We start from the raw sequence: 12,011 nt of genomic DNA on the forward strand, positions 1-12,011 counted from the left end.
CATGTATCAGCAAAACTTTTTACGTAAAAAGAGAAACCGGCTTCTCGCCGCCGGCATCGCGTTTGTATTGACGCTGATCGTCACCACCACGCTGGTGACGATTAACGGGCTAAACAATCACCAAAGGCGGGTCGCGGAACAGGCGCAGCTCGTGCAGTCGAGCCTGAACAGCATGCTCAGCGACGCCCATGAAGCCACGCAGAAAGCGTCCCGGCTGCTGGGCGGCGCGTGTGATTTCAACGTGGAGAAAGCGCTGAATATGCTGCCCGGCCGGTACAGGCATATTTACTCGATTAACGTGGTTCACAATCAGCACATCAGCTGTTCCTCGCTGCTGGCCAACAAGCATGCCGATATCGGGTTCGTTCTGCCGCTGGATAAAGCGCTCTGGATGTCGCGCACCGTCCGCTCGCCGGATATTTACGTTATCTCGCTGATCACCCATCTTCCGCAGGGCACCCTTTACGTCGCGTCCGACCTGCGCTTCCTGTATGAAATGCTGGGAAGCGATCTGGTCATTCAGGTTTCGGGCAAAACGCTGACCGCGGCGGGGCTGGTGAAGGACTCGCTCGCCGCGGCGCAGTTCAGCCACTACGAGGCGCTGCCCGCCCACTCGCCGCTGTACACCCTGGCGTGGCGAAAGCCGGAGATGAGCGAAATTATCGGCTTTACCCTTAACTCGTGGCTTTCGATGGGCTTTATCCTGTCGATGTCGGCCATCATGGCGGCGCTGACCTGGCTGCTGGCGATACGCCGCCACTCGCTTTATACCCAGCTGGCGAATGCCATCAGGCAGCATCAGATCCACCCTCACTACCAGCCGATTATCTGCGCCAAAACTAACGCCGTGTCCGGCGCGGAGATCCTCGCCAGGTGGCATCACGACGAGCTGGGCTTTGTGCCTCCCGACGTCTTTATTCCGGTGGCGGAAAGCACCGGGCTGATTATCGACCTGACAGAAAGCCTGCTTGAGCAGGTGGTTGACGATCTCCAGCAGGGTATCGCCGCCTTCCAGCCGGGCTTTAAGCTCAACCTGAACATCAGCCACGCGCACGTGGTCGACAGCACCTTCGATCTGTTTATCGACTACTGGTCCCCCATCTTTCGCGCGCTGGGCATTACGCTGGTCTTCGAAATTACGGAACGGGAAAATATTGATATCTGCGACGCCCTGACGCGCAAAATTGACCACATCAAGCGCAGCGGCATCCGGATCGCGCTGGATGACTTTGGCACCGGCTTTTCAAACCTCGCGTTTATCAGCAACCTTAGCCCCGACAGCATTAAGATTGACCGGATGTTTACCCGCCAGATTTCGCAGGAGGCGGCCACGCCGCTGATCGACTGCGTGATTGATATGGCAAAGCGGATGAACATCCTGACGACGGCGGAAGGGGTCGAGTACGGCTACCAGGTGGATTACCTGAAAGCAAACCAGATAGATTATTTGCAGGGGTATTTTTTCTCAAAACCGCTCTGCTTTAGCGATTTCGCCGGATATTTGAAGCGCTATCGCGACTGAATAATAAAAAAGCCCCGTAAGGGGCTTTTTTGTCGCTTAAGCGAAGGCTTAGAACGGGATGTCGTCGTCGAAGTCCATTGGCGGCTCGTTAGACGGTGCCGGAGCGGACTGCTGCTGCGGACGAGACTGCGCGCCGCCGCTGAACTGGTTGCCGCCCTGCGGCTGCTGAGGCTGACCCCAACCGCCCTGCTGCTGGTTCTGACCGCCGCCTGCCGGTGCGCCGCCGCCCTGACGGCCACCCAGCATCTGCATGGTGCCGCCAACGTTCACCACCACTTCCGTGGTGTATTTTTCCTGACCGGACTGGTCGGTCCATTTACGGGTGCGCAGCTGGCCTTCGATATAGACCTGAGAACCTTTACGCAGGTACTCACCGGCCACTTCCGCCAGCTTGCCAAACAGCACAACGCGGTGCCATTCGGTCTGCTCTTTCATTTCGCCGGTCGCTTTATCACGCCAGGATTCGGAAGTAGCCAGCGTAATGTTGGCAACTGCGCCACCACTCGGCATGTAGCGTACTTCCGGGTCCTGGCCCAGATTACCGACGAGAATCACCTTGTTTACGCCTCTGCTGGCCATGTTCGTGTCTCCTGAATACGTTTCTTAATAGTGTAAACGCGCGAGTGTACCATTTCCACGCATCAATTTGCATAGTTGCGTAGCAGGTTCAGAAATCTCCCGCGAACTCGACATTGTTACACAGTGAATCAGAAATTGCATTCCAATACTGTATATTCAAACAGGTCAAATTGTGTCATAATTAGCCGTTTCTGACAGCCGGTTGTCCTTCAAACAAACCAGGCAATCCGTGTTCCAACCGGGAAAGGTGAATGGATAAGATCGAAGTACGGGGCGCACGCACCCACAATCTCAAAAATATCAACCTCGTCATCCCTCGCGACAAGCTCATCGTCGTGACCGGGCTTTCCGGGTCTGGCAAATCCTCACTGGCTTTCGACACGCTGTATGCCGAAGGGCAGCGTCGCTACGTTGAGTCGCTCTCGGCGTACGCGCGTCAGTTCCTGTCGCTGATGGAAAAACCGGATGTTGACCACATTGAAGGGTTATCCCCTGCGATTTCCATTGAGCAGAAATCCACGTCGCACAACCCGCGCTCCACGGTGGGTACGATTACCGAAATTCACGACTACCTGCGCCTGCTGTACGCCCGCGTCGGCGAGCCGCGCTGCCCGGACCACGACGTCCCGCTGGCGGCGCAAACCGTCAGCCAGATGGTGGATAACGTGCTGTCGCAGCCGGAAGGCAAGCGCCTGATGCTGCTGGCCCCCATCATTAAAGAGCGCAAAGGCGAGCACACCAAAACGCTGGAAAACCTGGCAAGCCAGGGCTATATCCGCGCCCGTATTGACGGCGAAGTGTGCGACCTTTCCGATCCGCCGAAGCTGGAGCTGCAAAAGAAACACACCATCGAAGTGGTGATTGACCGCTTCAAGGTCCGCGAAGATATGGCAACGCGCCTCGCGGAATCGTTTGAAACCGCGCTGGAGCTTTCCGGCGGCACGGCGGTGGTCGCCGATATGGACGACGCCAAAGCGGAAGAGCTGCTGTTCTCCGCCAACTTTGCCTGTCCGATTTGCGGCTACAGCATGCGCGAGCTGGAACCGCGCCTGTTCTCGTTCAACAACCCGGCGGGCGCGTGCCCGACCTGTGACGGACTGGGCGTGCAGCAATACTTTGACCCGGACCGCGTGATCCAGAACCCGGAGCTGTCGCTGGCGGGCGGCGCGATCCGCGGCTGGGACAAGCGTAACTTCTACTACTTCCAGATGCTGAAATCGCTGGCGGAGCACTACAAGTTCGACGTGGAAGCCCCCTGGGCGAGCCTGAGCGCGAGCGTGCACAAAGTGATCCTGTTCGGCTCCGGCAAAGAGAACATTGAGTTCAAGTACATGAACGATCGCGGCGACACCTCCGTGCGCCGCCACCCGTTCGAAGGCGTGCTGCACAACATGGAGCGCCGCTACAAAGAGACCGAATCCAGCGCGGTGCGCGAGGAGCTGGCGAAGTTCATCAGCAACCGCTCCTGCGCCACCTGTGAAGGGACGCGCCTGCGCCGCGAAGCGCGCCACGTGTTTGTGGAAAACACCGCCCTGCCGACCATCTCAGACATGAGCATCGGCCACGCGATGGACTTCTTCAACAACCTGAAGCTCTCCGGCCAGCGCGCGAAAATCGCCGAAAAAGTGCTGAAAGAGATCGGCGATCGCCTGAAGTTCCTGGTCAACGTGGGTCTGAACTACCTGACGCTTTCCCGCTCGGCGGAAACCCTCTCCGGCGGCGAAGCCCAGCGTATCCGCCTGGCAAGCCAGATTGGCGCGGGCCTGGTCGGCGTTATGTACGTGCTGGATGAGCCGTCCATCGGCCTGCACCAGCGCGACAACGAGCGCCTGCTCGGCACGCTGGTCCACCTGCGCAACCTCGGCAACACGGTGATTGTGGTAGAGCACGACGAAGACGCGATTCGCGCCGCTGACCACGTTATCGACATCGGGCCGGGCGCGGGCGTTCACGGCGGCCAGGTGGTCGCAGAAGGCCCGCTGGATGCGATCATGGCGGTGCCCGAGTCCCTGACCGGCCAGTACATGAGCGGCAAGCGCAAGATTGAAGTGCCGAAGCAGCGCGTTCCGGCAGACCCGGAAAAAGTGCTGAAGCTCACCGGCGCGCGCGGCAACAACCTGAAGGACGTCACGCTGACGCTGCCCGTCGGGCTGTTTACCTGCATCACCGGCGTGTCCGGCTCCGGTAAATCGACGCTGATCAACGATACGCTGTTCCCGATTGCCCAGACGCAGCTGAACGGTGCGACGCTGGCCGAGCCTGCGCCGTACCGCGACATTAACGGGCTGGAGCATTTCGACAAGGTTATCGACATCGACCAAAGCCCGATTGGACGCACGCCGCGCTCTAACCCGGCGACCTACACCGGCGTGTTTACGCCCGTGCGCGAGCTGTTTGCCGGCGTGCCGGAATCCCGCTCGCGCGGCTATACGCCGGGGCGTTTCAGCTTTAACGTGCGCGGCGGGCGCTGTGAGGCCTGTCAGGGCGACGGCGTGATCAAGGTGGAGATGCACTTCCTGCCGGATATCTACGTGCCGTGCGACCAGTGCAAGGGCAAGCGCTATAACCGCGAAACGCTGGAGATTAAGTACAAGGGCAAAACCATCCACGAAGTGCTGGACATGACCATCGAAGAGGCGCGCGAGTTCTTTGACGCCGTCCCTGCGCTGGCGCGTAAGCTGCAAACCCTGATGGACGTGGGTCTGACCTACATCCGCCTGGGGCAGTCAGCCACCACGCTCTCCGGCGGCGAGGCGCAGCGCGTCAAGCTGGCCCGCGAGCTGTCCAAGCGCGGCACCGGCCAGACGCTCTACATCCTCGACGAGCCGACCACCGGCCTGCACTTTGCGGATATCCAGCAGCTGCTGGACGTGCTGCACCAGCTGCGCGATCAGGGCAACACCATCGTGGTGATTGAGCACAACCTGGACGTGATTAAAACCGCGGACTGGATTGTCGATCTCGGTCCGGAAGGCGGCAGCGGCGGCGGTGAAATTCTCGTCGCCGGTACGCCGGAAACCGTCGCGGAATGCGAAGCCTCGCACACCGCGCGCTTCCTTAAGCCGCTTCTGAAGTAGTTATACCGACAGCTGCTGTCTGACCTGTTCAGGCAGCAGCTCAACCGCCTGCTGATAAGAGGCGTCCACCAGGTAGTAAATCTGCGAATCCGGGATTGAGCCGTCAAGATAGACGGTGCTCCAGTGCGCCTTGTTGAGATGCTTGCTCGGGCGAACGTCGCTGTGCTGCTGGCGCAGCAGCTCCGCCAGCTCCGGGCTGGTTTTCAGCGATGCGGCCGGGCGACCCTCCACCTCCTTCACCATCGCAAACAGCACGTCAGCCACTTTTATCTGCGTGGCCTTCCAGTCGCTGTGGACGCTTTGCTCCGCGCCCGTCTTGCTCATGCAGTACTGAAGTATCTCCGAAATTGTCATCTTTATTCCCCTTGTAGCGTTGCGATAATGTGACGCGACCCGCCGTGAATGCGATGCTCTCCGAGCCAGATCCCCTGCAACGTTCCCAGCTGCAGCCGCCCGTTGCGCACCGGCAGCGTGAGCGATACGCCGAGCAGAGAAGATTTGATATGCGAAGGCATGTCGTCCGGCCCCTCGTAGTCATGCTCATAGGGCGCGTCGTCCGGAACGGCGTTCAGAAAATGGCGCTCCATATCGGCGCGCACGGTGGGATCGCAATTTTCATTGAGCGTGAGAGAGGCGGAAGTGTGCTGAAGCAGCAGATGGAGCAAACCCGTTTTGATGCGCGACAGATCGCGTATCTGGCCGACGACGTCATCCGTCACCAGGTGAAATCCGCGCGGCTTCGCGCTTAAGGTCAGGGTCTGTTGATACCACATGGGCTGCTCCGTTTTGAAAGATGAATCTTTCTAAGTGTGCAGCAAGAAAACGAAAGGGAAAACCCGAAGCGGCGAGATTTGAATAAAAAAGAATCAGTCTCGCCGCACGCGGCTTAATACTCCGAGTTGACAATCACCTCTTCGCCAAACTTTCCGGCCATCGGCAGCGGTCGATAGGTGGAGTTGGAAGCGCGCAGCACCCTTATGGCTCTGGCCCCCACGTCGTGCGCGGCGGTGATGTCGTTATCCGAATCGCCGTAGAAGACTTTGATATTTTTCTGCTCCAGCCACTGGATTTTGGTGTTTTGCCCCTCTTTATCCCCGGCGAAAATCACCGGATTCATGCTGGCCGCGGGGATCAGGAAATCGTCCTGCAGGGTTTTCGTCACCGTCTCGGTTTTGGTCTGGCTGCGCCCCGTGACGAAGTAGATGCTGTCGCCGCGCTTGACGTGCATGGCGATGAGCGCGCGGCCCACCTCTTTTGGAATGCTGAACTCGTCCCAGCCGTTGTTCATCTTTTCCCAGAATTCCGGGTTCTTCAGATAGTCTTCGCTGTCCGGCGAGTACGTTTTTTTGCCGCGCCAGAAGCCGGGGCTTGAGAACAGCACGGTATCGTCGATGTCGAAACCGACGGCCATCGGCGGACGCCCCATCAGGCTGTTTTCAATTTGCGCGACGGAGACCCAGTGAATGGGTGCCTGTTCAGCGAGGATGGCGGCGGTGGTGCCGGTGTAGAGCGGCGTCGGCGCGGAGGCGCGGGCAACAACGGCGCTATTAAGCGAGAACAATAAGCAGGCGGCGCTGAGCGCCAGTGTGATCTTGCGCATATTTTCCCCTGAATATTCAGATCGTTATCTTTTTATTTTGAGCGGATGGTCAAAAAACTCTCAGACCATAACCCCAGCGGGAGGTGAAGGGAAGGAGTTTTTGCTTATGAAGTTGAATAAAAAGAAGAAGATCACAAAGTGCCGGGTGGTGTTTTGTGCGGCCTGATGCCCTCACCCCGGCCCTCTCCCACAGGGAGAGGGAGAGAGAAGTAGTAAGTACTTACATTACCGCTGCAAACGCCTGCGCCACGCGCTGAACGTTGCTGGCGTTAAGCCCCGCGACGCACATGCGGCCGCTGGCAATCAGGTAAACGCCGAACTCGTCGCGCAATCTATCAACCTGGGCGGCGCTCAGGCCGGTGTAGCTAAACATGCCGCGCTGCTTGAGCAGATAGTCAAAGCTGTGCCCCGGCACGGCCTCTTTCAGCACGTTAACCAATTCCTGGCGCATCGACAGGATGCGCTTGCGCATCGCTTCCACTTCCGCAAGCCAGGCGGCTTTCAGCTGCTCATCGCCCAGCACCGTCGCTACCACCTGCGCACCAAATGCTGGCGGGCTGGAGTAGATGCGGCGAACCGTGGCCTTTAGCTGGCCCAGCACGCGACCCGCCGCTTCGGCGTCTTCACACACCACGGACAGGCCGCCCACGCGCTCGCCGTACAGGGAGAAAATTTTGGAGAACGAGTTGCTGACCAGCGCAGGCAGGCCCGCGCTCGCAATCGCGCGGATCGCGTAGGCATCTTCTTCCATGCCCGCGCCAAAGCCCTGATAGGCGATGTCGAGGAACGGGATCAGGTTACGCGCCTTCAGCACCTCAATGACCGCATCCCACTGGGCGTTGGTAAGGTCGGCGCCGGTTGGGTTATGGCAGCACGGGTGTAGCAGCACGATGCTGCGCGCCGGCAGGGTATTCAGTTTTTCCAGCAGCGCGTCAACGCGCACGCCGTTGGTTTCGCTATCGAACCACGGGTAGGTCGCCACCTTAAAGCCCGCGCCCTCGAAGATCGCCACGTGGTTTTCCCACGTCGGGTCGCTGACCCACACGCCGGAGTCCGGGAAGTATTTTTTCAGGAAGTCCGCGCCCACCTTCAGCGCGCCCGAGCCGCCCAGCGTCTGGATCGTCGCCACGCGTTTTTGCGCGAGCACCGCGTGATCGGCACCAAACAGCAGCGGCGCAATCGTGCTGCGGTAGGTGTTTAACCCTTCCATCGGCAGATAGAGCGAAGCGCCGTGCGGCTGCGCATTAAGGCGCGCTTCGGCCTGGGCCACCGCGTTCAGCTGGGGAATAATGCCGTCCTCGTTGTAATAAAGGCCGATGCTCAGGTTCACTTTATCGCTGCGGGGATCTTCTTTAAAACGCTCCATCAAGGAGAGAATGGGGTCGCCAGCGTAGGCGTCTACTTTCTGAAACACGCGATGGTTCTCCGGGTTATTATGAGGCAGGAAATTCAACAATAAACCGGAAGTGGGAGAAGATCGAGCGTTTAACACGACCGGGCGAAGAGCGATATCACCCGGCCAGCCGTTCGTCTTAGTCGACGTACTTCATCGCCACGCGCGACGTCAGGCGGGTAATAAGTTCGTAAGCACTTACGCCCGTCATTTCAGCGATGCGCTCAACGGGAAGCCCTTCCCCCCACATCACCACCGGATCGCCCGCCTTATCCTGCGCCTCTGGCCCCAGGTCAACGCAGATCATGTCCATCGCCACGCGGCCAACAATCTTCGCTTCGCGGCCGTTGACCAGCAACGGCGTGCCGGACGGTGCCGCGCGCGGATAGCCATCGCCGTAGCCCATCGCCACCACGCCGAGCCGCGTATCTCGCTCGCTGGTCCAGGTGCCGCCGTAGCCCACCGGCTCGCCCGCCTTGTGGTCGCGCACGGCGATCAGGTTCGACACCAGCGACATCACCGGCTGGAAGCCGAAGTCTGGCCCCCACGGCTTATGCTCCAGCGGCGATACGCCGTAAAGAATAATGCCCGGGCGCGCCCAGTCGAAGTGCGACTGCGGCCACAGCAGAATGCCGCCGGACGCCGCAATGGAGCGCTCGCCGGGCTTGCCTTCGCAGAAGGTGTTAAAGGTGTCGAGCTGCTGCTCGGTCGCCCCGCACTCGGGCTCGTCCGCGCGGGCAAAATGGCTGACGATATTCACCGGCTGGCGCACGTTTTTGCACTGGCACAGGCGCTGATAAAACGCCTCTGCCTTTTCCGGGCGCACGCCCAGGCGGTGCATGCCGGTGTCGAGCTTCATCCAGACGGTCACCGGCTCGCTCAGTTCGGCGGTTTCCAGCGCGGCCAGCTGCTCTTCGTTGTGCACCGCGGTGTGCAGATGCTGGTCGGCGATGGTCGGCAGGTCCGAGGCTTCAAAAAAGCCTTCGAGCAGCAGGATCGGCTGGGTTATTCCACCCGCGCGCAGGCGCAGGGCTTCTTCAAGACGGGCGACGCCAAAGGCGTCGGCATCGGGGAGCGTTCGCGCGGTCTCCAGAAGACCGTGTCCGTAAGCGTTCGCTTTCACGACTGCAACGAGCCTGCTGGCGGGCGCCAGTTCTCGCAGACGTTGCAGGTTGTGTCGCAGAGCGCGGCGGTTAATGACAACAGTTGCCGCTTGCATGTGAATTCCTTAGAAATTACTCATCATCATATTGAGGACCGGCGTAGTTGTCGAAACGCGACCACTGTCCGTTAAAGGTCAGACGTACCGTCCCGATCGGGCCGTTACGCTGTTTACCAATGATAATTTCAGCGATCCCTTTCAGGTCGCTGTTCTCGTGATAAACCTCATCACGGTAGATAAACATGATTAAGTCGGCATCCTGCTCGATGGAGCCGGATTCACGCAGGTCAGAGTTGACCGGGCGCTTGTCCGCGCGCTGCTCCAGGGAGCGGTTAAGCTGGGAGAGCGCCACCACCGGCACGTGCAGCTCTTTTGCCAGCGCCTTGAGCGAGCGGGAAATCTCGGCGATTTCCAGCGTACGGTTGTCGGACAGCGACGGCACGCGCATTAGCTGCAGGTAGTCGATCATGATCAGGCCGATGCCGCCGTGCTCGCGGGCGATGCGGCGCGCGCGGGAGCGCACTTCCGTCGGCGTCAGGCCGGAGGAGTCATCGATGTAGATGTTACGTTTTTCCAGCAGGATGCCCATGGTGCCGGAGATGCGCGCCCAGTCCTCGTCGTCGAGCTGGCCGGTACGGATGCGGGTCTGGTCCACGCGCGACAGCGACGCCAGAGAACGCATCATGATCTGCTCCGATGGCATCTCAAGACTGAAAATCAGCACCGGCTTATCCTGCAGCATCGCCGCGTTTTCAACGAGGTTCATCGCAAAGGTGGTTTTACCCATCGACGGACGCGCGGCGACGATAATCAAATCCGACGGCTGGAGGCCCGCGGTTTTCTTGTTGAGATCGTCATAGCCGGTGTTGACGCCGGTGACGCCGTCGTGCGGCTGCTGGAACAGCTGTTCGATACGCGCAACGGTGGCGTCGAGCACGTCGGCGATGTTTTTCGGGCCTTCATCTTTATTGGCGCGGCTTTCGGCGATTTTAAAGACGCGGGACTCGGCGAGATCGAGCAGATCTTCGCTGGAGCGCCCCTGCGGATCGAAGCCCGCTTCGGCGATCTCATTCGCCACCGAGATCATCTCACGCACCACCGCGCGTTCGCGCACGATGTCGGCATAGGCGCTGATGTTCGCCGCACTTGGCGTGTTTTTCGACAGTTCTGCCAGATAGGCGAAGCCACCGCAGCTGTCGAGCTGGCCCAGACGCTCCAGCGATTCCGCGAGCGTGATCAGGTCAATCGGGCTGCCGGACTCCTGCAGGCGCGCCATTTCGGTAAAAATGTGGCGATGCGGACGGGTGTAAAAATCTTCCGCCACGACGCGCTCGGCGACGTCGTCCCAGCGTTCGTTATCCAGCATTAAACCGCCCAACACCGACTGTTCCGCTTCAATCGAGTGCGGCGGGACTTTTAGCCCGGCAACCTGGAAATCGCGGTCGCGTGGCTCAGTCTGTTTGTTGAAGGGTTTGTTTCCTGCCATAGTGAATGGAGTTACCGAGATAAAGAGTGGGTCGAAAGATTACCATATTTTTCTTACGGAGGGAGCATGGCAACGCGCATTGAATTTCAGAAGCATGGTGGGCCAGACGTACTGAAAGCGGTGGAGTTTACCCCCGCCGCGCCTGGCGAAAACGAGGTTCAGGTCGAAAACAAAGCTATCGGCATTAATTACATCGATACCTACATTCGCAGCGGGCTCTATCCGCCGCCGTCGATGCCGAGCGGGCTGGGCACCGAGGCCGCGGGCGTGGTGACGAAGGTGGGCAGCGCCGTGAAGCACATTAAAGAAGGCGATCGCGTGGTATATGCGCAGTCCGCGCTCGGGGCTTACAGCACGATACACAACGTGCCGGCCGACAAAGCCGCCCTCCTGCCCAACGCCATTTCCTTTGAGCAGGCCGCGGCCTCGTTCCTGAAAGGGCTGACGGTCTATTACCTGCTGCGCAAAACCTACGAAATCAAACCCGACGAGCAGTTCCTGTTCCACGCGGCCGCGGGCGGCGTCGGGCTGATCGCCTGCCAGTGGGCGAAAGCGCTGGGCGCGAAGCTGATCGGCACCGTGGGCAGCGCGCAGAAGGCGCAGCGCGCGCGGGATGCTGGCGCATGGCAGGTGATTAACTATCGCGAGGAGAGCATCGTCGAGCGCCTGAAGGAGATCACCGGCGGGAAGAAGGTGCGGGTGGTGTATGACTCGGTGGGTAAAGACACCTGGGAAGCGTCCCTAGACTGCCTGCAGCGCCGCGGCCTGATGGTGAGCTTCGGCAACGCGTCGGGCGCGGTGACCGGCGTGAATCTGGGCATCTCAACCAGAAGGGATCGCTGTACGTTACGCGCCCTTCCCTGCAGGGCTACGTCACCAGTCGGGAAGAGCTGGAGGAAGCCAGCAACGAGCTGTTCTCGCTGATCGCCAGCGGCGTGATAAAAGTTGACGTGGCGGACGCGCAGAAGTACGCGCTGACCGACGCGCAGCGCGCGCACGAGGTACTGGAAAGCCGGGCGACGCAGGGCTCAAGCCTGTTGATCCCCTAGGCCCTAAAAAGAAATTGGGCTTCCCGTGGGAAGCCCTTTCTTTTTTTAGTTCGGCTGTATGTAGGGTACAGCTCGATGAATTCTGTAGCGGCAGCCATAGTGACAGATTCGATAAGTAAATCCTATTCCGTTCTAAGCCACGC

9 protein-coding genes and 1 pseudogene are annotated in these 12,011 nt (G+C 59.7%); 3 read left to right on the forward strand and 7 right to left on the reverse strand.

Features of this window, described 5'->3' with window-relative positions:
• Position 1 precedes the first annotated feature (1 nt).
• Complete coding sequence (locus tag AB8804_RS13475; protein WP_371186907.1) at positions 2-1,522, forward strand: EAL domain-containing protein; 1,521 nt, start codon at positions 2-4, stop codon at positions 1,520-1,522.
• 48 nt (positions 1,523-1,570) lie between these two features.
• On the opposite strand, the gene ssb1 is transcribed toward AB8804_RS13475, so the two are convergent.
• Positions 1,571-2,101 (reverse strand): single-stranded DNA-binding protein SSB1, encoded by a 531-nt coding sequence (gene ssb1, locus AB8804_RS13480; RefSeq protein WP_006810470.1) that lies wholly within the window; start codon positions 2,099-2,101, stop codon positions 1,571-1,573.
• Between the two features lie 251 nt (positions 2,102-2,352).
• Between ssb1 and uvrA the strand changes: the two genes are divergently transcribed.
• Complete coding sequence (gene uvrA / locus AB8804_RS13485) at positions 2,353-5,178, forward strand: excinuclease ABC subunit UvrA (protein ID WP_371186910.1); 2,826 nt, start codon at positions 2,353-2,355, stop codon at positions 5,176-5,178.
• Here uvrA and AB8804_RS13490 read toward each other — a convergent pair whose 3' ends face one another.
• From AB8804_RS13490 to dnaB, 6 genes are all read right to left on the reverse strand, one after another.
• Entirely contained in the window at positions 5,179-5,532 is a 354-nt protein-coding gene (locus tag AB8804_RS13490; RefSeq protein WP_112012139.1) for an MmcQ/YjbR family DNA-binding protein, read from the reverse strand.
• Between the two features lie 2 nt (positions 5,533-5,534).
• The gene (locus AB8804_RS13495; protein WP_371186913.1) at positions 5,535-5,951 is read right to left on the reverse strand and encodes a secondary thiamine-phosphate synthase enzyme YjbQ; all 417 of its coding nucleotides are present in this window, start codon (positions 5,949-5,951) and stop codon (positions 5,535-5,537) included.
• Between the two features lie 113 nt (positions 5,952-6,064).
• Positions 6,065-6,778, reverse strand: a complete 714-nt coding sequence (gene aphA / locus AB8804_RS13500) for an acid phosphatase AphA (RefSeq protein ID WP_371186915.1) — start codon at positions 6,776-6,778, stop codon at positions 6,065-6,067.
• Positions 6,779-6,998: 220 nt separating this feature from the next.
• Positions 6,999-8,192 (reverse strand): aromatic amino acid transaminase, encoded by a 1,194-nt coding sequence (gene tyrB, locus AB8804_RS13505; RefSeq protein ID WP_371186917.1) that lies wholly within the window; start codon positions 8,190-8,192, stop codon positions 6,999-7,001.
• A 118-nt stretch (positions 8,193-8,310) separates the two neighbouring features.
• Positions 8,311-9,390, reverse strand: coding sequence for an alanine racemase (gene alr, locus AB8804_RS13510; protein WP_371186919.1), 1,080 nt, complete (start codon positions 9,388-9,390; stop codon positions 8,311-8,313).
• Between the two features lie 16 nt (positions 9,391-9,406).
• Entirely contained in the window at positions 9,407-10,819 is a 1,413-nt protein-coding gene (gene dnaB, locus AB8804_RS13515; RefSeq protein ID WP_371186921.1) for a replicative DNA helicase, read from the reverse strand.
• Between the two features lie 66 nt (positions 10,820-10,885).
• On the opposite strand from dnaB, the pseudogene AB8804_RS13520 reads away from it, so the two are divergent.
• Positions 10,886-11,868: pseudogene (locus tag AB8804_RS13520) on the forward strand (quinone oxidoreductase).
• The last annotated feature ends 143 nt before the right edge of the window (positions 11,869-12,011 follow it).

Source organism: Enterobacter sp. KBR-315C3_2022 (genome assembly GCF_041399425.1).
GTDB lineage: Bacteria > Pseudomonadota > Gammaproteobacteria > Enterobacterales > Enterobacteriaceae > Enterobacter.

Bases quoted from the DNA above. Each gene is read 5' to 3' on its own strand.
- ssb1 (WP_006810470.1), bottom strand. From the start codon at position 2,101: ATGGCCAGCAGAGGCGTAAACAAGGTGATTCTCGTCGGTAATCTGGGC.
- alr (WP_371186919.1), bottom strand. From the start codon at position 9,390: ATGCAAGCGGCAACTGTTGTCATTAACCGCCGCGCTCTGCGACACAAC.
- AB8804_RS13475 (WP_371186907.1), top strand. From the start codon at position 2: ATGTATCAGCAAAACTTTTTACGTAAAAAGAGAAACCGGCTTCTCGCC.
- AB8804_RS13490 (WP_112012139.1), bottom strand. From the start codon at position 5,532: ATGACAATTTCGGAGATACTTCAGTACTGCATGAGCAAGACGGGCGCG.
- uvrA (WP_371186910.1), top strand. From the start codon at position 2,353: ATGGATAAGATCGAAGTACGGGGCGCACGCACCCACAATCTCAAAAAT.
- AB8804_RS13495 (WP_371186913.1), bottom strand. From the start codon at position 5,951: ATGTGGTATCAACAGACCCTGACCTTAAGCGCGAAGCCGCGCGGATTT.
- aphA (WP_371186915.1), bottom strand. From the start codon at position 6,778: ATGCGCAAGATCACACTGGCGCTCAGCGCCGCCTGCTTATTGTTCTCG.
- dnaB (WP_371186921.1), bottom strand. From the start codon at position 10,819: ATGGCAGGAAACAAACCCTTCAACAAACAGACTGAGCCACGCGACCGC.